The following is a 25,450-nucleotide window of genomic DNA, read 5'->3' as shown; positions in this document are numbered from 1 at the left end:
CATCAACATGATCGTTGAACTGATTCACCCAATCGCGATGGACGACGGTTTACGTTTCGCTATCCGTGAAGGTGGCCGTACAGTAGGTGCGGGCGTTGTTGCTAAAGTATTAGGTTAATCCCTAATCTACTTTAAGCTATAGAGAAAGGGCATCATTGATGCCCTTTTTTTGTATCTAAAATAGCGCTTTTTATCTTAGTTAAATCCCGTCCTCAATTTATTCTCTCATTATCATGATAGTTTCTATATTAGGTTAGAATATCTAAGTTAAATAGAAATTGAAATCATAATGGTTATCATTTACTATTCAATGCGTGAGTAGTTAATGAGGTTGCTATTATGTACGTCTGTCTTTGCCATGGTGTGAGTGATAAAAAAATTATCTCCACAGTACACAAACATCAAATCCACACTATTAATGAATTACGCAAGATCTTACCTGTTGGTAGTTGTTGCGGTAAGTGTGTACGTCAAGCTCGTCAAATAATTGAAAGTGAGCAATCTATCCTTTACCCTCAAATTTCTGAAGTTGCATAACAAATTTTAAATTTCCTTTCTCTCCACTTTGTATAAAAGGTCTACACTAAAAAGACTGGAAGCAAAGGAGCATAAAAATGAAAGGTGATAAAAAAATGATAGCCCACCTTAATAAGTTATTAGGTGGTGAGCTTGTTGCAATTAATCAGTATTTCCTACATGCCCGAATGTTCAAGAATTGGGGTCTTACACGCCTTAATGAAATGGAATATCATGAATCCATAGATGAGATGAAACACGCGGATAAATATATCGAGCGTATCTTGTTCCTTGAAGGCATTCCAAACTTACAAGATTTAGGCAAACTAAACATCGGTGAAGATGTTGAAGAGATGCTACGTTCTGATTTGGAATTGGAATTAGGTGGTGCCAAAGATTTACGTGAAGCTATTGCTTACGCAGATTCAATTCATGATTATGTCAGTCGTGATCTTATGCTAGAAATTCTAACTGATGAAGAAGGACATATTGATTGGATTGAAACCCAGCTTGAACTTATCGAACGAATAGGGCTTCAAAACTATCTACAAGCTCAAATTATTGAAGAATAATCCATCATTCTTTAATGAATTTTGAGACGGTTTTTAAAGCAAAGGTGATGAAGGTTACCTTTGCTTTTTTATTTTCGAAAAGATAAAATGAATTTTTATCGCTGATTTTTTATTCTTGGCTTGATTTCATCACTCAGGCAAGTATAATGCGCAGGCTCACTGATTTAGTGGGGCTGATTTATCAGCTAATGCAGATTTTTTATTGCATTAATATAATACTCCCGATTGGGGAGTTATATGCAGAACGATTACACTCTCTCATCAATCGAAATGGGTACGAGTAGTAATCATTTACGTTTATAAAAAATAGTTGGAGCTCTGGTCTCATGCAGAACCAAAGAATCCGTATCCGCCTGAAAGCTTTTGATCATCGTCTGATTGATCAATCAACTGCGGAAATCGTAGAGACTGCTAAGCGCACTGGTGCGCAAGTTCGTGGTCCAATCCCACTGCCGACTCGCAAAGAGCGTTTCACAGTGTTGATTTCTCCGCACGTTAATAAAGATGCGCGTGATCAGTATGAAATTCGCACTCACAAACGTCTGGTTGACATCGTTGAGCCAACCGAGAAAACCGTTGATGCTCTGATGCGTCTGGATCTGGCTGCCGGCGTAGACGTGCAGATCAGCCTAGGTTAATCAGGTCATCAAGCGATTGAGAGGTTGAAACAATGATTGGTTTAGTCGGTAAGAAAGTAGGAATGACTCGTATCTTCACTGAAGATGGCGTTTCAATCCCTGTAACCGTTATCGAAATTGAAAACAACCGTGTTACTCAGGTCAGAGATCTAGAGAAAGACGGTTATCGTGCCATTCAGGTGACTACTGGTAGCAAAAAAGCTAACCGTGTACTGAAACCTGAAGCAGGTCATTTTGCTAAAGCTGGTGTTGAAGCTGGCCGCTTACTACGTGAATTCCGTCTGAATGAAGGCGAAGAATACACTGTAGGTCAAAGCATTAGCGTAGAAATTTTCGCTGACGTTAAAAAAGTCGACGTTACTGGAACATCTAAAGGTAAAGGTTTTGCTGGTACTGTAAAGCGCTGGAATTTCCGTACTCAAGATGCTACCCACGGTAACTCCTTGTCTCACCGTGTTCCGGGTTCTATCGGTCAGAACCAGACTCCGGGTAAGGTGTTCAAAGGCAAGAAAATGGCAGGTCAACTGGGTAACGAACAAGTTACCGTTCAGAGCCTGGAAGTAGTACGTGTTGACGCTGAGCGCAACCTGCTGCTGGTCAAAGGTGCTGTTCCAGGTGCAACTGGCAGTGACCTGATCGTTAAACCAGCTGTCAAGGCGTAACGTCGAGGAGATAGGAATGGAATTGGTAATGAAAGACGCGCAAGGCGCGCTGACTGTTTCCGAAACTACCTTCGGGCGTGACTTTAACGAAGCGCTTGTGCATCAAGTAGTCGTTGCATACGCTGCTGGTGCTCGTCAAGGTACTCGTGCTCAGAAAACCCGTGCTGAAGTTTCTGGTTCAGGCAAAAAGCCTTGGAGACAGAAAGGTACAGGTCGTGCACGTTCAGGTTCAATCAAGAGCCCAATTTGGCGCTCTGGTGGTGTTAGCTTCGCAGCTAAACCACAGGACCACAGTCAAAAAGTAAACAAAAAGATGTACCGTGGTGCTCTGAAGAGCATTCTGTCTGAACTGGTACGTCAAGATCGTCTGATCGTCGTAGAGAAGTTCTCTGTTGAAGCGCCTAAAACTAAGCTTTTAGCACAGAAACTGAAAGATATGGCTCTGGAAGATGTTCTGATCATCACTGCTGATTTAGATGAGAATCTGTATTTAGCAGCACGCAACTTATATAAAGTTGACGTACGTGATGCAGCAACAATCGACCCTGTTAGCTTAATCGCCTTCGACAAAGTCGTCATGACTGCTGACGCTGTGAAGCAAGTTGAGGAGATGCTGGCATGATCCGTGAAGAACGTCTGCTGAAAGTACTGCGCGCGCCGCATGTATCTGAAAAAGCTTCTATCGCGATGGAAAAATCAAACACCATCGTTCTCAAAGTTGCTAAAGACGCGACCAAAGCAGAGATTAAAGCAGCTGTACAAAAACTGTTTGAAGTCGAAGTTGAAAGTGTTAACACTCTGCTGATGAAAGGCAAAGTGAAACGTCACGGTCAGCGTATTGGTCGTCGTAGCGACTGGAAAAAAGCTTACGTCACCCTGAAGGAAGGCCAGAATCTGGACTTCGTCGGCGGCGCTGAGTAAGTCGGAGGAGTAAAGAACAATGGCAATTGTTAAATGTAAACCTACGTCTCCGGGCCGTCGCCACGTAGTTAAAGTGGTAAACCCTGAGCTGCATAAAGGGAAACCTTATGCGCCATTGCTGGAAAAGAACAGCAAGTCCGGTGGTCGTAACAACAATGGTCGTATCACTACCCGTCACATCGGTGGTGGTCACAAACAGGCTTACCGTATTGTTGACTTTAAACGCAACAAAGATGGTATCCCTGCGACAGTAGAACGTCTGGAATATGATCCAAACCGTTCAGCTAACATCGCTTTAGTGCTGTATGCTGATGGTGAACGTCGCTACATTCTGGCTCCAAAAGGCCTGAAAGCGGGTGATAAAGTTCAGTCTGGCGTTGATGCTGCTATCAAAGCGGGTAACACCTTACCAATGCGTAATATCCCGGTTGGTTCTACAGTTCATAACGTAGAAATGAAACCAGGTAAAGGTGGTCAGTTAGCTCGTTCAGCTGGTACTTACGTTCAGATCGTTGCTCGTGATGGTGCTTATGTCACTATCCGTCTGCGTTCTGGTGAAATGCGTAAAGTTCCTTCTGATTGCCGTGCAACTATCGGTGAAGTTGGCAACTCTGAGCACATGTTACGCGTTCTGGGTAAAGCTGGTGCAAGTCGCTGGCGTGGTATTCGTCCTACCGTTCGCGGTACTGCGATGAACCCAGTCGATCACCCACATGGTGGTGGTGAAGGTCGTAACTTTGGTAAACACCCAGTAACACCTTGGGGCGTTCAAACCAAAGGTAAGAAGACTCGTAAAAACAAACGCACTGAACATTTCATCGTTCATCGTCGTACTAAGAAATAATTAGAGGATAAGCCATGCCACGTTCTCTCAAGAAAGGTCCTTTCATTGACCTGCACTTGCTGAAGAAGGTAGAGAAAGCGGTGGAAAGCGGTGACAAAAAGCCTGTTAAGACTTGGTCCCGTCGTTCAACGATCTTTCCTAACATGATCGGTTTGACCATCGCTGTCCATAATGGTCGTCAGCATGTTCCAGTTTACGTTTCCGACGAAATGGTTGGTCACAAACTGGGTGAATTCGCGCCGACCCGTACTTATCGCGGTCATGCAGCCGATAAAAAGGCTAAGAAAAAATAAGGTAGGAGGAAGAGATGGAAACTATCGCTATGCATCGCCACGCTCGTTCTTCTGCTCAGAAGGTTCGCTTGGTAGCTGACCTGATTCGCGGTAAGAAAGTGTCGCAAGCTCTGGAAATTTTAACCTTTACCAACAAGAAAGCTGCTGGTTTAGTGAAGAAAGTACTGGAGTCTGCTATTGCTAATGCAGAACACAACGATGGCGCTGACATTGATGATCTGAAAGTAGCTAAGATCTTTGTTGACGAAGGTCCTTCTATGAAGCGCATTATGCCTCGTGCAAAAGGCCGTGCAGATCGTATTCTGAAGCGCACCAGCCACATCACTGTGGTTGTGTCTGATCGCTGAGACTCTGGAGACTAGCAATGGGTCAAAAAGTACATCCTAATGGTATCCGCCTTGGCATTGTCAAGCCTTGGAATTCCACATGGTATGCGGGTACCAATGAATTCGCTGACAACCTAGACAGCGATTTTAAAGTACGTCAGTACTTAACTAAAGAACTGGCTAAAGCATCTGTATCTCGTATCGTTATCGAACGTCCTGCGAAAAGCATCCGTGTGACTATTCACACTGCTCGCCCAGGCATCGTTATCGGTAAAAAAGGTGAAGATGTTGAAAAACTGCGCAAAAACGTAGCGGATATCGCTGGCGTTCCTGCGCAAATTAATATCGCCGAAGTACGTAAACCTGAACTGGACGCAAAATTAGTTGCTGACAGCATCACTTCACAGCTGGAACGTCGTGTTATGTTCCGTCGTGCTATGAAGCGTGCGGTACAGAATGCTATGCGTTTAGGCGCTAAAGGTATTAAAGTGGAAGTAAGTGGTCGCTTAGGTGGCGCTGAAATCGCTCGTACTGAATGGTATCGTGAAGGTCGTGTACCTCTGCACACTCTGCGTGCAGATATCGACTACAATACCTCAGAAGCACAAACCACTTATGGTGTGCTCGGCGTTAAGGTATGGATCTTCAAAGGTGAGATCCTGGGTGGTATGGCTGCAGTTGAACAGGCGGAAAAACCGGCTGCTCAACCTAAAAAGCAGCAGCGTAAAGGCCGCAAGTAAGGAGAGTCGCTGATGTTACAACCAAAGCGTACAAAATTCCGTAAAGTGCACAAAGGCCGCAACCGTGGCTTAGCTGCTGGTGCGGATGTAAGCTTCGGGACTTACGGTCTTAAAGCTGTGGGCCGTGGTCGTCTGACTGCACGTCAGATCGAAGCGGCACGTCGTGCAATGACCCGTGCAGTTAAGCGTCAGGGTAAAATCTGGATCCGTGTGTTCCCAGACAAACCAATCACTGAAAAGCCGCTCGAAGTCCGTATGGGTAAAGGTAAAGGTAACGTTGAGTATTGGGTTGCCTTAATCCAGCCAGGTAAAGTCCTGTATGAAATGGATGGTGTGCCTGAAGAACTGGCCCGTGAAGCATTCAAGCTGGCGGCAGCAAAACTGCCTATCAAAACCACCTTTGTAACTAAGACGGTGATGTAATGAAAGCAAAAGAGCTGCGCGAAAAGAGCGTTGAAGAGCTGAACACAGAACTGCTGAACTTACTGCGCGAGCAGTTTAATCTGCGTATGCAGGCAGCAAGTGGTCAGTTACAACAGTCTCATCTGTTGAAACAAGTGCGTCGTAATATCGCACGCGTTAAGACTTTACTGACTGAGAAGGCGGGTGCGTAATGACCGATAAAATCCGTACTCTGCAAGGTCGTGTAGTTAGTGACAAAATGGAAAAATCTATTGTCGTTGCTATCGATCGTATGGTTAAACACCCATTATATGGTAAGTTTATCCGTCGTACGACCAAACTGCATGTACATGACGAGAACAACGAATGTGGAATTGGTGACGTAGTAGAAATTCGTCAAACACGTCCACTATCTAAGACTAAGTCTTGGGCGTTAGTTCGCGTTGTAGAAAAAGCTATTCTGTAATAAAATAGCCTTTTCGTACGAAATAAACGGCTCAAAACTGAACGAGCCGTTTATTTTTTCTGTCCATATCGAGAATGTGGTGTTATAATGCCGCTCCCTCGTATTATGGGATATTGAACGGCCTCTTCTAATGTGGAAGTGGCTCAGTAGTAGTTGACATTTAGCGGAGCACTAAAATGATCCAAGAACAGACTATGCTGAACGTGGCCGACAACTCCGGTGCACGTCGCGTAATGTGTATCAAGGTTCTAGGTGGCTCGCACCGTCGCTACGCAGATGTAGGTGACATCATCAAAATTACCATCAAGGAAGCAATTCCACGTGGTAAAGTTAAGAAAGGTGATGTACTGAAAGCGGTAGTGGTGCGCACCAAGAAGGGTGTTCGTCGCCCTGACGGTTCTGTCATTCGCTTCGATAGCAACGCTTGTGTATTGTTAAACAACAACAGCGAGCAAGTTATTGGTACGCGTATTTTTGGGCCGGTTACTCGTGAACTTCGTAACGAGAAGTTTATGAAAATAATCTCTCTGGCACCTGAAGTACTCTAAGGAGCAGGCAATGGCAGCGAAAATCCGTCGTGAAGACGAAGTTATCGTGCTGACTGGTAAAGATAAAGGTAAGCGCGGTAAAGTAAAACAGGTTCTTTCTTCTGGTAAAGTTATCGTTGAAGGTATCAATCTGGTTAAAAAACATCAGAAGCCAGTTCCGGCTCTGAACCAACCAGGTGGCATCGTTGAAAAAGAAGCTTCTATCCAAGTTTCTAACGTTGCAATCTTCAATGCGGCAACCGGTAAGGCTGACCGTGTAGGTTTTAGATTCGAAGACGGCAAAAAAGTTCGTTTCTTCAAGTCTAATAAAGAAACTATCAAGTAATTTGGAGTATACGATGGCGAAACTGCATGATTACTACAAAGACGAGGTAGTCCAAAAACTGATGTCTCAGTTTGGTTACCATTCTGTCATGCAAGTCCCTCGGGTCGAGAAGATCACCCTGAACATGGGTGTTGGTGAAGCTATTGCTGATAAAAAACTGCTGGACAATGCAGCAGCTGATTTAGCAGCAATCTCAGGTCAAAAACCTTTGATCACCAAAGCACGCAAATCTGTTGCAGGCTTCAAAATCCGCCAGGGCTATCCGATCGGCTGTAAAGTGACCCTGCGTGGCGAACGCATGTGGGAGTTCTTTGAACGCCTGATCTCTATTGCTGTACCACGTATCCGTGACTTCCGTGGTTTGTCCGCTAAATCATTTGATGGACGTGGTAACTACAGCATGGGCGTACGTGAGCAAATCATCTTCCCTGAAATCGATTACGATAAAGTGGATCGTGTTCGTGGTTTGGATATTACCATTACTACGACTGCGAAATCAGATGATGAAGGTCGCGCACTGTTAGCAGCGTTTAACTTCCCGTTCCGCAAGTAAGGCAGGGCATTCATGGCTAAGAAATCTATGAAAGCACGTGATGTAAAACGTGCGAATTTAGCTGAGAAATTCTTCGCAAAACGCGCAGAACTGAAAGCTATCGTTTCAGATGTGAACGTGTCTGACGAAGATCGTTGGAATGCTGTTCTGAAACTGCAAACTATGCCACGTGATTCAAGTCCTTCACGTCAGCGTAACCGCTGCCGTCAAACTGGACGTCCGCACGGTTTCCTGCGGAAATTTGGCCTCAGCCGTATTAAAGTCCGTGAAGCCGCTATGCGCGGTGAAATCCCGGGCCTTAGAAAGGCTAGCTGGTAATTACCATAATTGAATCACGGGAGTAAAGACAGATGAGCATGCAAGATCCCATCGCGGATATGCTGACCCGTATCCGTAACGGTCAGGCCGCGAATAAAGTTGCGGTCACAATGCCTTCCTCCAAGCTGAAAGTGGCGATTGCCAACGTGCTTAAGGAAGAAGGTTATATCGAAGATTTTAAAATTGAAGGCGACACTAAGCCAGAACTGGAAATTATTTTAAAATATTTCCAAGGTAAGGCTGTAGTAGAAAGCATTCAGCGCGTAAGCCGTCCTAGTCTGCGCATCTATAAAAGAAAAGATGAGCTGCCACAAGTTATGGCAGGACTGGGCATCGCTGTTGTTTCTACCTCAAAAGGTGTTATGACTGATCGTGCAGCTCGCCAAGCAGGTCTTGGTGGCGAGATTATCTGCTACGTAGCTTAATTCGGGAGGAAAGAATGTCTCGTGTGGCAAAAGCACCCGTCGTCATTCCTGCCGGCGTAGAGGTTAAACTCAACGGTCAGGTAATTACGATTAAGGGTAAAAACGGCGAGCTTACTCGTACTATCCATAATGCAGTTGAAATTCAACATGCTGACAACCAATTAACTTTCGCACCTCGCGATGGTTTTGCTGATGCATGGGCACAGGCGGGTACTACTCGTTCTCTGTTAAATGCAATGGTTGTAGGTGTTACCGAAGGCTTCACTAAGAAACTGCAACTGGTAGGTGTAGGTTATCGTGCGTCTATTAAAGGCAATGCGGTTAACTTATCAGTAGGTTTTTCACATCCAGTGGAACACCAACTGCCAGCAGGCATCACTGCTGAATGCCCAACACAAACTGAAATCGTACTGAAAGGTGCGGATAAGCAAGTGATTGGTCAAGTAGCAGCTGAACTGCGTGCTTACCGTCGCCCTGAACCTTATAAAGGTAAAGGTATTCGTTACGCCGACGAAGTTGTGCGTATCAAAGAGGCTAAGAAGAAGTAAGGTAACACTATGGATAAGAAAGCAGCTCGTATCCGTCGTGCGACCCGCGCACGCCGTAAGCTCCAGGAATTGGGTGCGACTCGCCTGGTGGTACACCGTACCCCTCGCCATATTTATGCGCAGGTTATTGCACCAAACGGTTCTGAAACTTTGGTGGCCGCTTCTACTACAGAAAAAGCTATCATTGAGCAACTGAAAAACACTGGAAACAAAGAAGCAGCAGCGGTAGTTGGTAAAATTATTGCTGAACGCGCTCTGGAAAAAGGTATCAAAGTAGTATCATTTGACCGTTCCGGTTTCCAATATCATGGTCGAGTCCAGGCACTGGCAGATGCTGCCCGTGAAGCTGGCCTTCAGTTCTAAGGTAGGAGTGTAAGATGGCTCACATCGAGAAACAAGCTGGCGAACTGCAGGAAAAGCTGATCGCGGTAAACCGCGTATCTAAAACCGTTAAAGGTGGTCGTATCTTTAGCTTCACCGCTCTTACAGTAGTTGGTGATGGTAATGGCCGCGTTGGTTTTGGATATGGCAAAGCTCGCGAAGTTCCGGCAGCAATCCAGAAAGCGATGGAAAAAGCCCGTCGCAATATGAAAACCGTCTCTTTAAACAACGGTACTCTGTTCCACCCTGTTAAAGGTACTCACACAGGCTCACGCGTATTTATGCAGCCTGCTCATGAAGGTACCGGTATCATCGCAGGTGGTGCAATGCGTGCAGTTCTAGAAGTGGCTGGCGTTCGTAACGTACTGGCTAAAACCTATGGTTCCACTAACCCGATTAACGTGGTTCGTGCAACACTGGACGCTTTAGATAGCATGAAGTCTCCAGATATGGTCGCAGCTAAGCGTGGTAAATCCGTTGAAGAAATTCTGGGGTAATGACCATGGCTAAGACTATTAAAATTACTCAAACACGCAGCTTAATCGGTCGTTTGCCTAAACATAAGGCAACGATGACAGGTTTAGGTCTGCGTCGCATCGGTCACACTGTAGAACGCGAAGATACACCAGCAGTTCGCGGTATGATCAACTTGGTTTCCTATATGGTTAAAGTTGAGGAGTAAGAGATGCGTTTAAATACTCTGTCTCCGGCTGAAGGTGCCAAGCATGCGCCTAAACGTGTAGGTCGTGGTATCGGTTCTGGCTTAGGTAAAACTGGCGGCCGTGGTCACAAAGGTCAGAAATCTCGTTCTGGCGGTGGCGTACGTCGTGGTTTTGAAGGCGGCCAGATGCCTTTATATCGTCGTTTACCAAAATTTGGTTTTACTTCACGTAAATCATTCGTGACTGCGGAAATCCGTCTGTCTGATTTAGCTTACGTTGAAGGCGATGTAATCGATCTGAATGCACTGAAAGCCGCAAACGTTGTTGGCCCACAGATTGAATTTGCAAAATTAATTCTGTCTGGCGAGGTTAACCGTGCAGTGACTATTCGTGGTCTGCGTGTTACCAAAGGTGCCCGTGCAGCAATCGAATCAGCTGGCGGTAAAATTGAGGAATAAGTGACAGATGGCTAAACAACCAGGTTTAGATTTTCAGAGTGCTAAAGGTGGTGTTGGTGAACTAAAACGCAGACTTTTGTTTGTTCTTGGTGCACTTATTGTCTTTAGGATTGGCTCTTTTATTCCTATCCCTGGTATTGATGCCACTGTGCTTGCCAAATTGCTCGATCAGCAAAAAGGCACCATCATTGAAATGTTTAACATGTTCTCTGGTGGTGCTCTTAGCCGTGCTTCTATCTTTGCGCTGGGTATCATGCCTTATATTTCGGCATCGATTATTATCCAACTCTTATCAGTGGTTAACCCTCGGTTAGCAGAGATTAAGAAGGAAGGGGAGGCCGGTCGTCGTAAGATCAGCCAATATACCCGTTATGGTACTTTGGTGCTGGCGATATTCCAATCAATTGGTATCGCAACAGGCTTACCGAATATGCCAGGAATGCAAGGTCTGGTAATTAATCCAGGTCTACCATTCTATATTACGGCTGTTGTGAGCTTAGTCACTGGGACAATGTTCCTAATGTGGTTAGGTGAGCAAATCACTGAACGTGGTATTGGTAACGGTATCTCAATCATTATCTTTGCAGGTATCGTTGCAGGTCTTCCACCTGCCATTGGTCAAACCATCGAGCAGGCGCGGCAAGGCGAACTGCACTTCCTCCTGTTATTGTTGGTTGCAGTATTGGTGTTCGCGGTTACTTTCTTTGTTGTTTTTGTAGAAAGAGGACAACGTCGTATCGTTGTTAACTATGCAAAACGTCAACAAGGGCGTAGAATATACGCGGCACAAAGTACACATCTACCACTTAAAGTAAATATGGCGGGTGTTATACCAGCAATTTTTGCTTCAAGTATTATCCTGTTTCCTGGTACAATAACCTCTTGGTTTGGCGATGGTACAGGGTGGGGTTGGCTGACTACGATTTCTTTAAATCTACAGCCTGGTCAACCTATTTATGTGTTACTATACGCTGCTGCAATCATATTCTTCTGTTTCTTCTATACGGCGTTGGTTTTCAACCCAAGAGAAACGGCAGATAACCTGAAGAAGTCCGGTGCATTTGTACCAGGAATTCGCCCGGGAGAGCAGACGGCTAAATATATAGATAAAGTAATGACACGTTTAACCTTAATCGGTGCCTTGTATATTACCTTTATCTGTCTCATCCCGGAGTTCATGCGTGACGCAATGAAAGTACCTTTCTATTTTGGTGGTACTTCCCTCTTAATCGTGGTTGTAGTCATCATGGATTTTATGGCTCAAGTGCAAACTCTCCTGATGTCAAGTCAGTATGAGTCTGCATTGAAAAAAGCAAATCTTAAAGGTTAATTACTGATAAGCGATTTGTTTTAGAAGTTACGGAGAGTAAAAATGAAAGTTCGTGCTTCCGTCAAGAAAATGTGCCGTAACTGCAAAATTGTTAGACGTCACGGTCACGTGCGTGTAATTTGCAGCGTCGAGCCTAAGCATAAACAGCGTCAAGGCTAATTTATTGCATTTTTTTCTTGCAAAGTTCGGTTGAGCTGGCTAAATTAGCCAGCCCAATCTTTTATAATATATACAGTATTGTTTGAGTATCCTGAAAACGGGCTTTTCAGAATAGTACTGTATAACTGCTAATTTAGGAGTGCATAGTGGCCCGTATAGCAGGCATTAACATTCCTGATCATAAACATACTGTAATCGCATTAACTTCGATTTACGGTATCGGTAAGACCCGCTCACAGGCTATCTGTGTAGCTGCTGGTATTGCTGAAAATGTTAAGATCAGTGAGCTGTCTGAAGAGCAAATCGACAAGCTGCGTGACGAAGTTGCCAAATACGTTGTAGAAGGTGATCTGCGTCGTGAAGTTACCCTGAGCATCAAACGTCTGATGGATCTTGGTACTTACCGTGGTTTACGTCATCGTCGTGGTCTACCAGTTCGCGGTCAGCGTACTAAGACTAACGCACGTACCCGTAAGGGTCCGCGTAAGCCGATCAAGAAATAATCGGGGTATTTGAACAATGGCAAAAGCACCTATTCGTGCACGTAAGCGTGTAAGAAAACAAGTCTCTGACGGTGTGGCTCATATCCATGCTTCTTTCAACAACACAATCGTTACTATTACCGATCGTCAAGGTAACGCATTGGGTTGGGCTACTGCCGGTGGTTCCGGTTTCCGTGGTTCTCGTAAATCTACTCCGTTCGCGGCTCAGGTTGCAGCAGAACGTTGCGCTGAAGCTGTTAAAGAGTACGGAATTAAGAACTTGGAAGTTATGGTTAAAGGACCTGGTCCTGGTCGTGAGTCAACTATCCGTGCATTAAACGCGGCTGGTTTCCGCATCACTAATATTACTGATGTGACTCCGATTCCTCATAACGGTTGTCGTCCACCGAAAAAACGTCGCGTTTAATAACGTTTTCGTTTTTAGGAAAGTTGGAGAAAGAAAATGGCAAGATATTTGGGTCCTAAGCTCAAGCTGAGCCGCCGTGAAGGTACAGATTTATTTCTAAAATCTGGCGTTCGGGCGATTGACACCAAGTGTAAACTGGAACAAGCACCAGGTCAGCACGGCGCACGTAAACCGCGTCTTTCTGATTACGGTGTTCAGTTACGTGAAAAACAAAAAGTACGTCGTATTTACGGTGTTCTAGAGCGTCAATTCCGTAACTACTACAAAGAAGCAACTCGTCTGAAAGGCAACACAGGTGAAAACCTGCTGACTTTGCTGGAAGGTCGTCTGGATAACGTTGTTTATCGTATGGGCTTTGGCGCAACTCGCGCAGAAGCACGTCAGATGGTTAGCCATAAAGCAATCATGGTAAATGGTCGCGTGGTTAACATTGCTTCTTATCAGGTTTCCCCGAATGACGTAGTCAGCGTTCGTGAAAAATCGAAAAAACAGTCTCGTATTAAGGCTGCTTTAGAGCTGGCTGAACAGCGTGAAAAGCCAACATGGCTGGAAGTTGATGCTGCTAAGATGGAAGGTGTGTTCAAGCGTATTCCTGAACGTACTGACTTGTCTGCTGACATTAACGAGCACCTGATCGTCGAGCTTTACTCCAAGTAAGGCTTAGCACCAAAGAGAGGACACAATGCAGGGTTCTGTGACAGAGTTTCTAAAACCGCGCCTGGTTGATATCGAGCAAGTCAGTTCGACGCACGCCAAGGTGACCCTTGAGCCATTAGAGCGAGGCTTCGGCCATACTCTTGGTAACGCACTGCGCCGTATTCTGCTTTCGTCTATGCCGGGTTGTGCGGTAACAGAGGTTGAGATTGATGGTGTACTGCATGAGTACAGCACCAAAGAAGGTGTTCAGGAAGATATCCTAGAAATACTGCTCAACCTTAAGGGGTTGGCGGTAAAAGTTCATGGTAAAGATGAAGTTATTCTTACTTTGAGCAAATCTGGCATTGGCCCTGTTATTGCAGCCGATATCATCCATGACGGTGATGTCGAAATCGTCAAGCCGCAGCACGTTATCTGCCACCTTACAGACGAAAACGCATCTATTAACATGCGTATCAAAGTTCAGCGTGGTCGTGGTTATGTGCCGGCTTCTGCCCGAATTCATTCGGAAGAAGATGAGCGCCCTATCGGTCGCCTTTTAGTAGACGCGTGCTATAGCCCAGTTGAGCGTATTGCTTATAATGTGGAAGCAGCTCGTGTTGAACAGCGTACCGACTTGGATAAGCTGGTAATCGAGATGGAAACTAACGGTACTATCGATCCAGAAGAATCGATTCGCCGTGCAGCGACTATCCTGGCTGAACAGCTTGAAGCTTTTGTTGACTTACGTGATGTTCGTCAGCCAGAAGTTAAAGAAGAGAAGCCAGAATTCGATCCTATCTTACTGCGCCCAGTAGACGATCTTGAATTGACTGTCCGCTCTGCTAACTGTCTGAAGGCAGAAGCAATCCACTACATCGGTGATCTGGTACAGCGTACTGAAGTTGAATTACTTAAGACGCCTAACCTTGGTAAGAAATCTCTTACTGAGATTAAAGACGTACTGGCGTCGCGTGGTTTATCTCTTGGCATGCGCCTTGAGAATTGGCCACCTGCAAGTATCGCTGATGAATAAGATCACAGGTTAAGGTTTTACTGAGAAGGATAAGGTCATGCGCCATCGTAAGAGTGGTCGTCAATTGAACCGCAACAGCAGCCATCGTCAGGCTATGTTTCGTAACATGGCAGGTTCTTTAGTTCGTCATGAGATCATCAAGACAACTTTGCCTAAAGCGAAAGAACTGCGTCGCGTCGTTGAGCCGCTGATTACTCTTGCCAAGACCGACAGCGTAGCTAATCGTCGTCTGGCATTCGCCCGTACTCGTGATAACGAAGTCGTGGCAAAACTGTTTACAGTATTAGGTCCGCGTTTTGCGAGCCGTGCAGGTGGTTACACTCGTATTCTGAAGTGTGGCTTCCGTGCTGGTGACAATGCTCCAATGGCTTACATTGAGCTTGTTGACCGTGCTGATTCTGAAACAGAAGCAGCAGCTGAATAATTTAATTATTATTTAGTGAAGCGAATAAAAAAACCGGATTTTTAATCCGGTTTTTTTACGTTTATTGAAAATGATAATTACTAAATTATTTTTTGTAAAAATAACTTATCAACTCATACTCTAACCTTTCTATTTGTTATTCCTTACTTTTTTATTTATTTTTGTGTTGCATTATATTTATTTTTTGTGATTTCAGCATGCTGCTATTTTGATAAGATAAGCTTCGCACTATATTTCAATTCTATTCTTTTGATTATTTGCTATGCTTATTCATCATTTAAAGTGAGGGAATGATCCATGTATCGTATTGGACAAGTTGCAAAATTAGCGAATGTGACAACAGATACAATCCGTTTTTATGAAAAACAAGGATTGATGGATCATGACAGACGAACAGAAGGCGGTTATCGTCTATATACAGAGCAAGATCTCCAACGTTTACGTTTTATTCGTTATGCAAAAGAGTTAGGCTTTACATTAGACGCGATTACAGAGCTACTCTCTATTCGGGTTGATCCTGCTCATCACACTTGTGTTGAGTCAAAGCAAATTGTTGATGCAAGACTTGCTGAAGTGGAAATTCGCTTGAAAGAAATGGAAAGAATGCGAGATTCATTGAAGATGTTGAGTAATGCCTGTTGTGGTAGTGCTCATGAAAGTACTTATTGTTCTATTCTTGAAATACTTGAATCTGGAGCTACAAAGCAATAGTATTTATACCGTGTTACGTTTTATGTTCTTTAATAATTTAAGAGGTTTTTATGTCTAGCAAATATCAGCACCAGAAAGGTGTTATTAAAGATAATGCTTTAGCGGCACTTGTTCATGATCCACTATTTAGACAACGTGTGGAAAAGAATAAGAAAGGAAAAGGAAGTTATATGAGAAAAGCAAAACATGCTAAGAAAGGGAACTGGGAGGCCAGTGATAACAAAAGATTTTTTCAATTGTTATCACTGGCCTTTTAGTTTTTATTTTTGCTGATTTTTTAATAAATCACGAATTTCTGTTAATAACGTTTCTTCTGCGGAAGGAGCCGGTGGTGCTTTAGGTGCCTCTTCTGCTTGACGACGTGTTTTGTTAATTAATTTGATTGCACAGAAAATTGCAAATGCAATAATAGCAAAGTCAAATACAGTTTGAATGAACATACCATAATTAAGTACAACCGCTGGTACATCCCCATTAGCCTCTCTTAAAATAAGGCTAAACTGTTTGAAATCGATACCACCGATTAATAAACCTAGAGGTGGCATAATAATATCAGCAACTAATGATGAAACAATCTTACCGAAGGCTGCACCAATGATGACACCGACTGCCATGTCAACAACGTTGCCTTTCATTGCAAATTCACGAAACTCTTTGAAAAAAGACATAACCACCCCTTATTTATCTATGCATAGATTTATTATGTAAAAATATAGTATCTAATATGATAATAGTAGATCATTACAAGCAACAATCACTACTATTCTTATTTCTACGTGGTTTTATAAGAAAAATGGGCTAGGTTGGAAAAGTTTTTCAACTTCAGGGACATATTTTTTATCAGTAATAAACATAATTACATGATCCCCTTGTTCTATAGAGTGACTTGCGTTCGCAATAATAACATCTTGCTCTCTGACAATTGCACCAATGATGGTTCCAGGTGGTAGCTTTATATCTTGTATACGGCGACCAACAACTTTCGATGTATTTTCATCACCATGTGCCACAGCTTCGATTGCTTCTGCAACACCTCGTCGTAATGATGAAACACTAACGATATCTGCTTTACGTACATGGCCTAAAAGTGCAGAAATAGTTGCTTGTTGTGGTGATATTGCAATATCAATAACCCCTCCTTGGACTAAATCAACATAAGCACTACGTTGAATAAGTACCATCGCCTTTTTTGCGCCCATTCTTTTGGCCAACATCGCTGACATAATATTGGCCTCATCATCATTAGTCAGTGCGATAAAGACATCGATTTGTTCTATATGTTCTTCAGCAAGAAGTTCTTGATCTGATGCATCACCATAAAAAACGATGGTGTCATGGAGTAGCTCAGCCAGTTCTGTTGCACGTTGCTGATTATGTTCAATAAGCTTGACGCTATAATCTTTTTCTAATCTCGCAGCTAAACCAGCACCGACATTACCACCACCAACAATCATGATGCGTTTATAAGGTTTTTCTAATCGTTGTAATTCGCTCATTACTGCGCGAATATGCTGAGATGCGACAACAAAGAAAACTTCATCTCCAGCTTCAATAATTGTGGAGCCTTGAGGTCGGATAGGTCTATCTTGACGAAAAATCGCTGCAACGCGTGTATCAATATGTGGCATATGATCACGCAATGTTGATAACGCATTCCCAACGAGAGAACCACCATAATACGCTTTTACCGCAACAATACTGACTTGGCCATCGGCAAAATTAACAACTTGTAAGGCACCAGGGTATTGGATTAATTTATAAATATAATCAATAACCAAATGCTCTGGTGAGATTAAATAATCAATGGGAATAGCTTCTGGGAGAAAGAGTTTGTCTGCTTCACGAACAAATTCAGAGGCACGTATTCGAGCAACTTTATTGGGTGTATTAAACAGAGTGTAAGCAACTTGGCACGCTATCATATTGGTTTCGTCAGAGTTGGTGACGGCAACCAGCATATCTGCATCTTCAGCACCTGCTTCTCTTAAGACCCTTGGGTGAGATCCATGTCCATTGACTACTCGTAAATCGAATTTATCTTGAAGTTGGCGTAAGCGATCTGCATTAGTGTCAACGACAGTAATATCATTATTCTCCCCGACAAGATTTTCAGCGAGAGTACCACCTACTTGACCAGCGCCTAAGATAATAATTTTCATCGTAATTTCTCAAAGTATTCGATTAACAAATAGAAAAGAAACGCAAGATCTTGATGATCTTGCGTTGAAATAGTAGCGTTTTTTAGAACTGATATCATCTTTTATCACAAGATCATATTTTCTTGATCAATGCATAAAAGAAACCATCGCCACCTTCTTCTTCTGGTAAGCATTGGTGCTGATAATCACATTGTGCATCTTTCGTTGATGCTAAAAATGCTTCAATTTGTTGTTTATTTTCTTCTGGTAAAATAGAGCAGGTTGCATACACCAACGTGCCACCCGATTTTAGGTATGGCCAAATAGCGTGAAGGATCTCTTTTTGAATTTGAGCTAATTGCTCAATATCGTCATTACGACGAAGCCATTTTATGTCAGGGTGACGACGGATAACACCTGTTGCTGAGCATGGTGCATCGAGTAAAATGCGGTCAAACTGCATGCCGGCACACCATTTTTCAGGATAACGACCATCACCACTTTTGACGACTGCATTAAGTTTTAAACGGGTAAGGTTTTCTTTTACTCGTTTTAAACGTTGTTCATCTATGTCAATAGCGAGTACTTGAGCTTGAGGAGCTATCTCTAGAATATGTGTTGTTTTACCACCTGGCGCTGCACATAAATCAAGGATCTGCTCTTTATTTTCTGGTGCTAATAATTCAGCACAACGTTGAGCTGAACGATCTTGCACTGTTACCCAACCATCAGCAAATCCAGGAAGCAGGCTCACGTTGCATGGATTTTCTAAACGGATCGCGAAAGGGTGGCTGTTATCAGCAATAGCGGGAATTTCTTCATTTTCAAGTAATGTTAAATAGTCTTCTCGAGAGTGATGACGCTGATTTACACGTAACCACATTGGTGGTTTTTGGTTATTGCCTTCAATAATATTCATCCATTGTTCAGGATAAGCCTTTTTGATGCGAGCAAGTAGCCATGATGGATGAAGAAAACGATTTTCGCTATTTTGAAAACGTTCATTAAGGATATCCTGTTGGCGTTGAAACTGACGTAACACACCGTTAATCAATCCTTTTAACTGTGGTTTTTTTAGTGCAACAGCACCATTTACTGTCTCAGCTAAAGCTGCGTGAGCAGGAATGCGTGTATAAAGAAGCTGATATAAACCAACCATAATAAGGTAGTGTAAAATACGTTGTTTACCTTTTAATGGCTTATCCATGAGTTGCTGAATAATCCATTCTAATTGTGGCAATGTACGTAATACGCCAAAGCAGATTTCTTGCAACAAGGCTTTATCTTTGTCTGAAATATTTTTCTGAAGTTCTGGTATGACAGTACTTAGAGATAACCCTTGATCTAATACTTGGTTAATTGCTTTAGCTGCAATGCTACGTAAGTTGTATGACGTTTTCATGATGAGTTGACGTTTAATAATTAGCGCCAGAGATGCATTACATTGGCGTGAAAAAAGGAAAACCCTGATAATAATATTAGATATCAGGGTTTAGAATTATTATTGAATGATTTTTCCAGGAGTGAACCAATCTCTCTTGGAGTTTAAGAAATCAGCAGAAGCCATAGGTCTCTTACCTGATGGTTGCAACTCAGTGATATTTAGAATGCCATTACCTGTCGCAATATAAATACCCGTTTTATCTGCTTTTAATAAGGTTCCTGCAAGTTGATTGGTATTATCTGCAATAGCTTGTGCTTTCCATACTTTTACAGGTTGCCCGTCTAACATGAAAAAGCTCATTGGCCATGGATTGAATGCTCTTATGCAACGTTCAATCTGTTCTGCTGATAATGCCCAATCGATTTTTGCTTCTTCTTTAGATAATTTTTGTGCGTAATTCGCTAAATTATCATCTTGTTTTTCAGCTTTTACTTTACCCGAGGTAATGAGATCTAAAGTAGTTGTTAGAGCTTTGGGGCCAAGTTCTGCAAGCTTTTCATACAGGGATGCGCTGGTATCTTCATTCGTAATTGGGCAGGACGCTTTATACAGCATATCACCTGTATCTAAACCAATATCCATTTGCATAATGGTAACGCCCGTTTCTTTATCTCCGGCCCACAAAGAGCGTTGAATTGGTGCAGCGCCACGCCATCTAGGAAGGAGAGAACCATGCACATTAAGGCAGCCTAAACGCGGTATTTCAAGAACGGCTTTAGGTAAAATCATGCCATAAGCGACAACAATCATAATGTCTGCTTGTTGTGCCACTATCCATTCATGGTTCTCTTCTGGTTTTAAAGAGGTTGGTTGATAAACAGGAATATCATGAGCTAATGCCAATTCTTTGACAGGGCTAATAGTCAGTTTCTTACCTCTTCCTGCGGGTTTATCTGGAGGTGTTAGTATTCCCACCACACGATGTTGGGTTGATAATAATGCAGCTAAATGTCGAGCCGCAAAATCGGGTGTTCCCGCAAAAATAATACGTAATGAATCAGACACGTTTCCTTCCTGTTTCAAATTAACTGTTACTGTCCTGCTTTAGCTCTTTTTTTATCTAGCTTATCGAGTTTTTCAACTTTTTGACGGATGCGTTGGCGTTTTAATGGAGATAAATAATCTACAAATAGCTTACCAACTAAATGATCCATTTCATGTTGAATACAGATAGCTAATAAATCATCAGCTTCTAACTCAAAAGGCTGACCGTTGTAATCAAGGGCCCTTACTTTTACATGTTCTGCACGAGGAATAAAAGCACGCTGTTCTGGGATAGATAAACAGCCTTCTTCTATGCCTGTATCACCGTTGGCATCAAGAAGTTCTGGGTTTATTAATACCAGTCTTTCATCTCTTGTTTCAGAGACATCAATGACGATAATGCGCTGGTGAATATTCACCTGTGTCGCGGCTAAACCGATACCTTCTTCCAAATACATTGTTTCAAACATATCATCGACAATTTTTTGAATTTCGGCATCAACTTTTTCGACTGGTTTTGCAATCGTGCGAAGGCGCTCGTCTGGATAATGTAATACGTGTAACACTGCCATAATTTATTCGGACTGTTTCTAAAATGTGAATAGGATTTAACGTCTATTCTAGACATTTATTGTCTAGATTGACAGTATTTGGTGTGTTCCACACTCACCTTGTTTGTTAAAAACAATATTAGGATAATGCATGGATGCTAGAGAAATATGGATCAGGCTTAATGCTGTTTCAAGACTACCTGTTAATAAAGCGATTCAAATTGCAAAATATCTACAATCTTTGACTCAGTTAAATCAAAAATTATTAATAGGTTGTGGTCTTTCAGAACAGCAAAGTCATCAATTCTTAAGACTTTCTGCAAATGCTGTCACTGATACATTAAAGTGGTTAGATAAAAACGAATCATCATTATTAACGATTACAGATTCAGATTATCCATCTTTATTAAAGCAAATTTCATCACCGCCACTTTTGCTTTTTGTTGCAGGAAACCGGCAGCATTTAAAAAGCACACAAATTGCATTAATTGGAAGTAGAGTTGCTACACAATATGGTTCCAAATGGGAAACTTATTTTGCTCAGGAATTAGTAAAGAAAGAACTGACAATTACAAGTGGGTTAGCTCAAGGCATTGATGGTATTGGGCATCGAAGCGCATTAAAAAGCAATGGTATTACTATTGCTGTACTAGGAAGCGGTTTAGAACAGATTTATCCGTCATTCCATCGTACTCTTGCAACACAAATAAAAGAATCAGGCCTTATTATTTCTGAACATTTACCTATGACACCACCTTTAGCACGCTATTTTCCTCAACGTAATCGGATTATTAGTGGCCTAAGTACTGCACTGCTTATTGTAGAAGCAGGAATTAAAAGTGGTTCTTTAATAACAGCAAATTATGCTTTGCAACAAGGTAAAGAGTTGTTTGTGTTACCTGGATTATTAGGTGATGCTCATTTTGAAGGTAATCACCAGCTTATTAAGCAAGGTGCAAATTTAGCATCTTCACCAGAAGATATCCTAGAATATTTAAATAGCTCTTTGCAGTGGCTTACTTGTGATAATGAACATCGACAAAAACTAATAACAGAAGAATATACAACGCTTATTAATAATAAAAAACGAGAGTCTAAAATAGAGCAATTTACATCCGAACAACAACAAGCGATGGATGTGATCTTGCCTTTGCTTCATTTTAATAAAACGCTACCTATTGATATCATTGCTCAGGCTAGTGGATTATCAACTTCTGCATTAGCTCCTCTTTTATTAGAACTTGAGCTTATTAAAAAAGTCGCTATTGTGGCTGGTGGTTATACTCGATTGGAATAAGTGTAATGAGGTAAAATAATGGCAAAGAATATGCCGTTTACACAGCAACCTGAACAGGAAAAATGCCCTGAATGTGGCAGCGCATTAGTGATGAAAAATGGAGGACATGGCCCTTTTTTAGGATGCTCTGCTTATCCTGATTGCCACTATATTAAAACATTGAAACCACAAGGTGATGGGCAAATTATTAAAGTTTTGGAAGGTCAACCTTGTAAGTGCTGTGGTGCTGATTTAGTTTTACGTCAAGGTAAATTTGGGATGTTTATTGGTTGTAGCAATTACCCTGAGTGTGAACATATAGAACAAATTGATAAACCTGATGAAACAGTTATACCTTGTCCTCAATGTGAAAAAGGAAAACTATTACAACGTAAATCTCGGTTTGGTAAGACATTTTATGCTTGTAACCAATATCCAGAATGCCAATTTGTATTAAATAACAAACCTATTAATGGTGAATGCGAACATTGCCACTATCCATTATTGATGGAAAAAAGGTCTTCTCAAGGAGTAAGATTAGTGTGCGCCAGCAAATTATGTGGAAAGCAACAAAAAACAAAAAGAGAAGAACATGAATAACGAAGCATCACCTGTAAGTAATACTATTATAGAAGCATTAAAAAATAATAAAGTTATCGCATATCCAACAGAAGCTGTATTTGGGGTAGGTTGTGATCCTGATAGCGAGCAGGCTGTTATGGCACTATTAATGTTAAAGCAACGTTCAATTGAAAAAGGACTAATTTTAATTGCTGATAACTATGGGCAACTGAAACCTTATATTGACGATAGTGCATTAACACAAACTCAACGAGATCGAATGTTTGCATCTTGGCCGGGGCCTGTTACATGGGTTATTCCTGCTAAATCAACGACGCCAAAGTGGTTAACTGGGAAATTTGATTCTTTAGCCGTGAGAGTAACAGATCACTCAGTTGTTAAAGAGCTATGTTTGGCTTATGGAAAACCTTTAGTTTCAACGAGTGCTAACTTAAGTGGATTACCACCATGCCGTACAGTTGAAGAAGTAAGAGAACAATTTGAGGACACAATTCCTATTGTTGAAGGGAATGTTGGTGGTAGACAGAATCCTTCTGAAATCCGAGATGCATTAACGGGTGAATTGTACCGACAAGGGTGATTGTGATGGAAAAATATTTAGTGATGGGGAATCCTATCGAGCATAGTCAGTCTCCTTTCATTCACCAATTTTTTTCAAAACAAACAGGAATAGAGTATGGCTATGGACGCCTACTGGTTCCTTTAGGTGAATTTGATAAAACCGCCTCGCATTTTTTTTCTAATGGAGGGCGAGGTGCTAATGTTACCGTTCCTTTTAAAGAAGATGCATTCCGTTTTGTGGATAAATTAACTGATAGGGCAAAAGCATGTGGTGCAGTTAACTCTATTGTTAAATTAGAAGATGGATCATTTCTTGGTGATAATACTGATGGGCAAGGACTTATTCTAGATTTAGCAAGGCTCGATTTTATTGTACCTAATAAGGTTAAATCAGTCTTAGTTATTGGCGCTGGTGGTGCAACAAGAGGAATATTACTTCCATTACTTGATTACGATTGTGATATTACTTTAACCAATCGCACATTTGCTAAAGCTGAGCAATTAGTAAAAGAGTTTAGTCAATTTGGAACGATCAGAGCAATCGCCGCTGAAGAGGTTGCTGATAGACATTACGATTTAATTATAAATGCATCGGCATCTAGTATGACTAATGATTTACCACCTATTCCTAATGATGTTTATGGTTTTGAAACAGCATGCTATGACCTTTATTATCAAACCGGAATGACTTCATTTTTATATAACGCATTAAAACATGGAAGTACGCGTTTATCAGATGGGTTAGGTATGTTAGTAGGACAAGCAGCTTATGCATTTGAATTGTGGTATGAACTTGTACCAGATATTAATCCTGTCCTTAATGTATTAAGAGAACGATTGAATCAATGAACCAATCTATTCAATTTCCAGATCGTGAAATATGGCTAGTTGAGAATAGGAGTGTTCTGTTCCCTATAATGATCAACGGAATGCTTTTTGATTGTCAAATTACAGAGCAAGAGCTTATTAAGCGTTTTGGCGTTGGTGAGGGGCTTTTATTATTTAAACAAAATCGTTGGGACATTGAAGAAGAATTTGAAGAGTTGGTAACAGAGTATGAGTTATCAACTCTCTATCCTATCTATTCTTTGTCAATGGCAGATTGATGATTGGCTAAATAGTTGTTTTTCCATCCGACATAATTATTAGCAGAATAGACAAAGTGCTCTATTTCTGCTGGTGAAAGAGGGCGAACTTTTTTCACAGGACTTCCTAAATAAAGAAAACCGCTTTCAAGTCGCTTTCCTGGAGGAACTAAACTACCCGCACCAATCATTACATCGTTTTCAATAATTGCACCATCAAGTAAAATAGAACCCATTCCTACTAATACACGATCTCCGATCGTACATCCGTGTAGCATTGCTTTGTGCCCAACAGTAACATTATCACCAATAATAAGAGGAAAACCTTCAGGAGTATTAGGTGAGATGTGAGTAACATGAAGAACCGAACCATCCTGGATATTTGATCTTTTCCCAATACTCACGTAATTCACATCACCACGAATAACAACCATTGGCCAGATACTGACATCTTCACTAATACGCACATCTCCAATGACCGTTGCGGTTTCATCAATAAAAACATCTTTATCAATAGAAGGCGAAAGGTGTAGGTAATTTCTGATTGTTGATTTTCCCATAATTTAACCTCGTACTTAGTTTCACTTTATAATAAGAAAAGAATAGCAGTGGATGGGGGGAGCTGGCGAGAGCCATGATTTTTATAATGAATGACGATAAAAATAGATAATAAAAGAGAAAGTAAAGCAATAAAGTATGATTGATAGAATATACCGAATAGACAATAACAATATAAAGTGTATATTTTTTACCCGCAATAGAGTTTTTCCGTATCAAAAATAGACGCAAAGTTCAAAAAGAGAACGAACGGAAAAAAAATTGAAATAAACACTTGCGCTAATCCGAGATCTCCCTATAATGCGCATCCACTGACTGGCGATGAGCAAACAACAAGCCACGCAGGACAGTGAAGAGAAAAGAAAAAAGTTTGAAAAAACTCTTGACTCTTCAGAGGAATAGCGTAATATACGCCTCCTCGCAACAACGCAGAAGACCGGAAACGGCAGCGAAGGTTGCACTGCTCTT

General features: G+C 42.0%; 44 protein-coding genes. 38 read left to right on the top strand and 6 right to left on the bottom strand.

Features of this window, described 5'->3' with window-relative positions; all coding sequences use genetic code 11:
- The 33 genes from CUB63_RS17365 to CUB63_RS17205 all read left to right on the top strand — a co-directional run.
- The coding region (locus tag CUB63_RS17365) for an EF-Tu C-terminal domain-related protein (RefSeq protein ID WP_170110801.1) at nucleotides 1-118 on the top strand (118 nt) is incomplete at its 5' end.
- 221 nt (nucleotides 119-339) lie between these two features.
- A complete protein-coding gene (bfd, locus tag CUB63_RS17360) occupies nucleotides 340-537 on the top strand; it encodes a bacterioferritin-associated ferredoxin (RefSeq protein WP_072062990.1) in 198 nt (65 codons plus the stop codon).
- A gap of 77 nt (nucleotides 538-614) precedes the next feature.
- Nucleotides 615-1,088 (top strand): bacterioferritin, encoded by a 474-nt coding sequence (bfr, locus tag CUB63_RS17355; RefSeq protein WP_006535491.1) that lies wholly within the window; start codon nucleotides 615-617, stop codon nucleotides 1,086-1,088.
- A gap of 326 nt (nucleotides 1,089-1,414) precedes the next feature.
- On the top strand, nucleotides 1,415-1,726 hold the full coding sequence (gene rpsJ, locus CUB63_RS17350) for a 30S ribosomal protein S10 (RefSeq protein ID WP_001181005.1): 312 nt from the start codon (nucleotides 1,415-1,417) through the stop codon (nucleotides 1,724-1,726).
- Nucleotides 1,727-1,758: 32 nt separating this feature from the next.
- A complete protein-coding gene (gene rplC / locus CUB63_RS17345) occupies nucleotides 1,759-2,388 on the top strand; it encodes a 50S ribosomal protein L3 (protein ID WP_023583465.1) in 630 nt (209 codons plus the stop codon).
- A gap of 16 nt (nucleotides 2,389-2,404) precedes the next feature.
- Nucleotides 2,405-3,010 (top strand): 50S ribosomal protein L4, encoded by a 606-nt coding sequence (gene rplD, locus CUB63_RS17340; protein WP_072062989.1) that lies wholly within the window; start codon nucleotides 2,405-2,407, stop codon nucleotides 3,008-3,010.
- Entirely contained in the window at nucleotides 3,007-3,309 is a 303-nt protein-coding gene (rplW, locus tag CUB63_RS17335) for a 50S ribosomal protein L23 (protein WP_004246962.1), read from the top strand. Before rplD ends, rplW begins: the two co-directional genes overlap by 4 nt.
- Before the next feature lie 19 nt (nucleotides 3,310-3,328).
- Nucleotides 3,329-4,153, top strand: coding sequence for a 50S ribosomal protein L2 (gene rplB, locus CUB63_RS17330; protein ID WP_006535497.1), 825 nt, complete (start codon nucleotides 3,329-3,331; stop codon nucleotides 4,151-4,153).
- A gap of 14 nt (nucleotides 4,154-4,167) precedes the next feature.
- Nucleotides 4,168-4,446 carry a 30S ribosomal protein S19 gene (gene rpsS / locus CUB63_RS17325; protein WP_004246960.1) on the top strand — a complete coding sequence of 93 codons (279 nt, stop codon included), beginning with the start codon at nucleotides 4,168-4,170 and terminating at the stop codon, nucleotides 4,444-4,446.
- Between the two features lie 14 nt (nucleotides 4,447-4,460).
- Complete coding sequence (gene rplV, locus CUB63_RS17320; RefSeq protein ID WP_006535498.1) at nucleotides 4,461-4,793, top strand: 50S ribosomal protein L22; 333 nt, start codon at nucleotides 4,461-4,463, stop codon at nucleotides 4,791-4,793.
- Between the two features lie 17 nt (nucleotides 4,794-4,810).
- A complete protein-coding gene (rpsC, locus tag CUB63_RS17315) occupies nucleotides 4,811-5,512 on the top strand; it encodes a 30S ribosomal protein S3 (RefSeq protein WP_023583467.1) in 702 nt (233 codons plus the stop codon).
- A gap of 12 nt (nucleotides 5,513-5,524) precedes the next feature.
- A complete protein-coding gene (gene rplP, locus CUB63_RS17310) occupies nucleotides 5,525-5,935 on the top strand; it encodes a 50S ribosomal protein L16 (RefSeq protein WP_006535500.1) in 411 nt (136 codons plus the stop codon).
- The gene (gene rpmC, locus CUB63_RS17305) at nucleotides 5,935-6,126 is read left to right on the top strand and encodes a 50S ribosomal protein L29 (protein WP_004238624.1); all 192 of its coding nucleotides are present in this window, start codon (nucleotides 5,935-5,937) and stop codon (nucleotides 6,124-6,126) included. The genes rplP and rpmC overlap by 1 nt, the downstream gene beginning before the upstream one ends.
- The gene (gene rpsQ, locus CUB63_RS17300) at nucleotides 6,126-6,380 is read left to right on the top strand and encodes a 30S ribosomal protein S17 (RefSeq protein WP_072062988.1); all 255 of its coding nucleotides are present in this window, start codon (nucleotides 6,126-6,128) and stop codon (nucleotides 6,378-6,380) included. The genes rpmC and rpsQ overlap by 1 nt, the downstream gene beginning before the upstream one ends.
- A gap of 176 nt (nucleotides 6,381-6,556) precedes the next feature.
- Nucleotides 6,557-6,928 carry a 50S ribosomal protein L14 gene (gene rplN / locus CUB63_RS17295; RefSeq protein WP_004246955.1) on the top strand — a complete coding sequence of 124 codons (372 nt, stop codon included), beginning with the start codon at nucleotides 6,557-6,559 and terminating at the stop codon, nucleotides 6,926-6,928.
- 10 nt (nucleotides 6,929-6,938) lie between these two features.
- On the top strand, nucleotides 6,939-7,253 hold the full coding sequence (gene rplX / locus CUB63_RS17290) for a 50S ribosomal protein L24 (RefSeq protein WP_006535502.1): 315 nt from the start codon (nucleotides 6,939-6,941) through the stop codon (nucleotides 7,251-7,253).
- A 13-nt stretch (nucleotides 7,254-7,266) separates the two neighbouring features.
- Complete coding sequence (gene rplE, locus CUB63_RS17285) at nucleotides 7,267-7,806, top strand: 50S ribosomal protein L5 (RefSeq protein WP_004246952.1); 540 nt, start codon at nucleotides 7,267-7,269, stop codon at nucleotides 7,804-7,806.
- Nucleotides 7,807-7,818: 12 nt separating this feature from the next.
- On the top strand, nucleotides 7,819-8,124 hold the full coding sequence (gene rpsN, locus CUB63_RS17280; RefSeq protein ID WP_006535503.1) for a 30S ribosomal protein S14: 306 nt from the start codon (nucleotides 7,819-7,821) through the stop codon (nucleotides 8,122-8,124).
- 32 nt (nucleotides 8,125-8,156) lie between these two features.
- The gene (gene rpsH, locus CUB63_RS17275; RefSeq protein ID WP_072062987.1) at nucleotides 8,157-8,549 is read left to right on the top strand and encodes a 30S ribosomal protein S8; all 393 of its coding nucleotides are present in this window, start codon (nucleotides 8,157-8,159) and stop codon (nucleotides 8,547-8,549) included.
- A gap of 14 nt (nucleotides 8,550-8,563) precedes the next feature.
- A complete protein-coding gene (gene rplF / locus CUB63_RS17270; protein ID WP_036933221.1) occupies nucleotides 8,564-9,097 on the top strand; it encodes a 50S ribosomal protein L6 in 534 nt (177 codons plus the stop codon).
- A 9-nt stretch (nucleotides 9,098-9,106) separates the two neighbouring features.
- Complete coding sequence (gene rplR / locus CUB63_RS17265) at nucleotides 9,107-9,460, top strand: 50S ribosomal protein L18 (protein WP_006535507.1); 354 nt, start codon at nucleotides 9,107-9,109, stop codon at nucleotides 9,458-9,460.
- 14 nt (nucleotides 9,461-9,474) lie between these two features.
- Nucleotides 9,475-9,975, top strand: coding sequence for a 30S ribosomal protein S5 (gene rpsE, locus CUB63_RS17260; RefSeq protein ID WP_006535508.1), 501 nt, complete (start codon nucleotides 9,475-9,477; stop codon nucleotides 9,973-9,975).
- A gap of 5 nt (nucleotides 9,976-9,980) precedes the next feature.
- Nucleotides 9,981-10,160, top strand: coding sequence for a 50S ribosomal protein L30 (gene rpmD / locus CUB63_RS17255; protein WP_036914634.1), 180 nt, complete (start codon nucleotides 9,981-9,983; stop codon nucleotides 10,158-10,160).
- Nucleotides 10,161-10,163: 3 nt separating this feature from the next.
- Nucleotides 10,164-10,598 (top strand): 50S ribosomal protein L15, encoded by a 435-nt coding sequence (gene rplO, locus CUB63_RS17250; protein ID WP_004246944.1) that lies wholly within the window; start codon nucleotides 10,164-10,166, stop codon nucleotides 10,596-10,598.
- 7 nt (nucleotides 10,599-10,605) lie between these two features.
- The gene (secY, locus tag CUB63_RS17245) at nucleotides 10,606-11,928 is read left to right on the top strand and encodes a preprotein translocase subunit SecY (protein WP_006535510.1); all 1,323 of its coding nucleotides are present in this window, start codon (nucleotides 10,606-10,608) and stop codon (nucleotides 11,926-11,928) included.
- Between the two features lie 42 nt (nucleotides 11,929-11,970).
- Nucleotides 11,971-12,087, top strand: coding sequence for a 50S ribosomal protein L36 (rpmJ, locus tag CUB63_RS17240; RefSeq protein WP_071788572.1), 117 nt, complete (start codon nucleotides 11,971-11,973; stop codon nucleotides 12,085-12,087).
- Nucleotides 12,088-12,233: 146 nt separating this feature from the next.
- Nucleotides 12,234-12,590, top strand: a complete 357-nt coding sequence (gene rpsM, locus CUB63_RS17235; protein ID WP_036914623.1) for a 30S ribosomal protein S13 — start codon at nucleotides 12,234-12,236, stop codon at nucleotides 12,588-12,590.
- 16 nt (nucleotides 12,591-12,606) lie between these two features.
- Nucleotides 12,607-12,996: a 30S ribosomal protein S11 gene (gene rpsK, locus CUB63_RS17230; RefSeq protein WP_002919257.1), complete on the top strand. Its 390-nt coding sequence runs from the start codon at nucleotides 12,607-12,609 to the stop codon at nucleotides 12,994-12,996.
- A 36-nt stretch (nucleotides 12,997-13,032) separates the two neighbouring features.
- Nucleotides 13,033-13,653 carry a 30S ribosomal protein S4 gene (gene rpsD, locus CUB63_RS17225; protein ID WP_004246942.1) on the top strand — a complete coding sequence of 207 codons (621 nt, stop codon included), beginning with the start codon at nucleotides 13,033-13,035 and terminating at the stop codon, nucleotides 13,651-13,653.
- 25 nt (nucleotides 13,654-13,678) lie between these two features.
- Complete coding sequence (locus tag CUB63_RS17220; protein ID WP_006535513.1) at nucleotides 13,679-14,668, top strand: DNA-directed RNA polymerase subunit alpha; 990 nt, start codon at nucleotides 13,679-13,681, stop codon at nucleotides 14,666-14,668.
- A gap of 37 nt (nucleotides 14,669-14,705) precedes the next feature.
- Nucleotides 14,706-15,092 carry a 50S ribosomal protein L17 gene (rplQ, locus tag CUB63_RS17215; protein WP_004246940.1) on the top strand — a complete coding sequence of 129 codons (387 nt, stop codon included), beginning with the start codon at nucleotides 14,706-14,708 and terminating at the stop codon, nucleotides 15,090-15,092.
- 297 nt (nucleotides 15,093-15,389) lie between these two features.
- Entirely contained in the window at nucleotides 15,390-15,803 is a 414-nt protein-coding gene (zntR, locus tag CUB63_RS17210; protein ID WP_023583474.1) for a Zn(2+)-responsive transcriptional regulator, read from the top strand.
- A gap of 50 nt (nucleotides 15,804-15,853) precedes the next feature.
- The gene (locus CUB63_RS17205) at nucleotides 15,854-16,060 is read left to right on the top strand and encodes an alternative ribosome-rescue factor A (RefSeq protein WP_109848578.1); all 207 of its coding nucleotides are present in this window, start codon (nucleotides 15,854-15,856) and stop codon (nucleotides 16,058-16,060) included.
- A gap of 3 nt (nucleotides 16,061-16,063) precedes the next feature.
- Here CUB63_RS17205 and mscL read toward each other — a convergent pair whose 3' ends face one another.
- From mscL to def, 5 genes are all read right to left on the bottom strand, one after another.
- Complete coding sequence (gene mscL, locus CUB63_RS17200; protein WP_006535517.1) at nucleotides 16,064-16,471, bottom strand: large-conductance mechanosensitive channel protein MscL; 408 nt, start codon at nucleotides 16,469-16,471, stop codon at nucleotides 16,064-16,066.
- 114 nt (nucleotides 16,472-16,585) lie between these two features.
- Nucleotides 16,586-17,962, bottom strand: a complete 1,377-nt coding sequence (gene trkA, locus CUB63_RS17195; RefSeq protein ID WP_069368788.1) for a Trk system potassium transporter TrkA — start codon at nucleotides 17,960-17,962, stop codon at nucleotides 16,586-16,588.
- A gap of 112 nt (nucleotides 17,963-18,074) precedes the next feature.
- Complete coding sequence (gene rsmB / locus CUB63_RS17190) at nucleotides 18,075-19,343, bottom strand: 16S rRNA (cytosine(967)-C(5))-methyltransferase RsmB (protein ID WP_109848577.1); 1,269 nt, start codon at nucleotides 19,341-19,343, stop codon at nucleotides 18,075-18,077.
- Nucleotides 19,344-19,442: 99 nt separating this feature from the next.
- Nucleotides 19,443-20,390 (bottom strand): methionyl-tRNA formyltransferase, encoded by a 948-nt coding sequence (fmt, locus tag CUB63_RS17185; RefSeq protein ID WP_109848576.1) that lies wholly within the window; start codon nucleotides 20,388-20,390, stop codon nucleotides 19,443-19,445.
- A gap of 26 nt (nucleotides 20,391-20,416) precedes the next feature.
- Nucleotides 20,417-20,941: a peptide deformylase gene (gene def / locus CUB63_RS17180; RefSeq protein WP_006535523.1), complete on the bottom strand. Its 525-nt coding sequence runs from the start codon at nucleotides 20,939-20,941 to the stop codon at nucleotides 20,417-20,419.
- 130 nt (nucleotides 20,942-21,071) lie between these two features.
- Here def and dprA point away from each other — a divergent pair, with 130 nt between their 5' ends.
- Genes dprA through CUB63_RS17155 form a run of 5 tightly spaced genes read left to right on the top strand, consistent with a single transcriptional unit; the run spans nucleotide 21,072 to nucleotide 24,445 of the window.
- Entirely contained in the window at nucleotides 21,072-22,217 is a 1,146-nt protein-coding gene (dprA, locus tag CUB63_RS17175; RefSeq protein ID WP_109848575.1) for a DNA-processing protein DprA, read from the top strand.
- Nucleotides 22,218-22,235: 18 nt separating this feature from the next.
- Entirely contained in the window at nucleotides 22,236-22,796 is a 561-nt protein-coding gene (locus CUB63_RS17170; RefSeq protein ID WP_072062981.1) for a topoisomerase DNA-binding C4 zinc finger domain-containing protein, read from the top strand.
- A complete protein-coding gene (gene tsaC, locus CUB63_RS17165; RefSeq protein WP_006535526.1) occupies nucleotides 22,789-23,358 on the top strand; it encodes an L-threonylcarbamoyladenylate synthase type 1 TsaC in 570 nt (189 codons plus the stop codon). Before CUB63_RS17170 ends, tsaC begins: the two co-directional genes overlap by 8 nt.
- Nucleotides 23,359-23,363: 5 nt before the next feature.
- A complete protein-coding gene (aroE, locus tag CUB63_RS17160) occupies nucleotides 23,364-24,188 on the top strand; it encodes a shikimate dehydrogenase (RefSeq protein ID WP_072062979.1) in 825 nt (274 codons plus the stop codon).
- A complete protein-coding gene (locus CUB63_RS17155) occupies nucleotides 24,185-24,445 on the top strand; it encodes a DUF1488 family protein (protein ID WP_072062978.1) in 261 nt (86 codons plus the stop codon). The genes aroE and CUB63_RS17155 overlap by 4 nt, the downstream gene beginning before the upstream one ends.
- Here the strand turns inward: CUB63_RS17155 and CUB63_RS17150 are convergent.
- Entirely contained in the window at nucleotides 24,421-24,984 is a 564-nt protein-coding gene (locus CUB63_RS17150; RefSeq protein WP_109399211.1) for a gamma carbonic anhydrase family protein, read from the bottom strand. The genes CUB63_RS17155 and CUB63_RS17150 overlap by 25 nt on opposite strands.
- Nucleotides 24,985-25,450: the final 466 nt, after the last annotated feature.

The sequence above is a fragment of the Proteus penneri genome (assembly GCF_003144535.1).
Lineage (GTDB): Bacteria > Pseudomonadota > Gammaproteobacteria > Enterobacterales > Enterobacteriaceae > Proteus > Proteus penneri.
The sequence above is the reverse complement of the archived record's forward strand: the minus strand, read 5'-3'. Positions and strand labels throughout refer to the sequence as shown.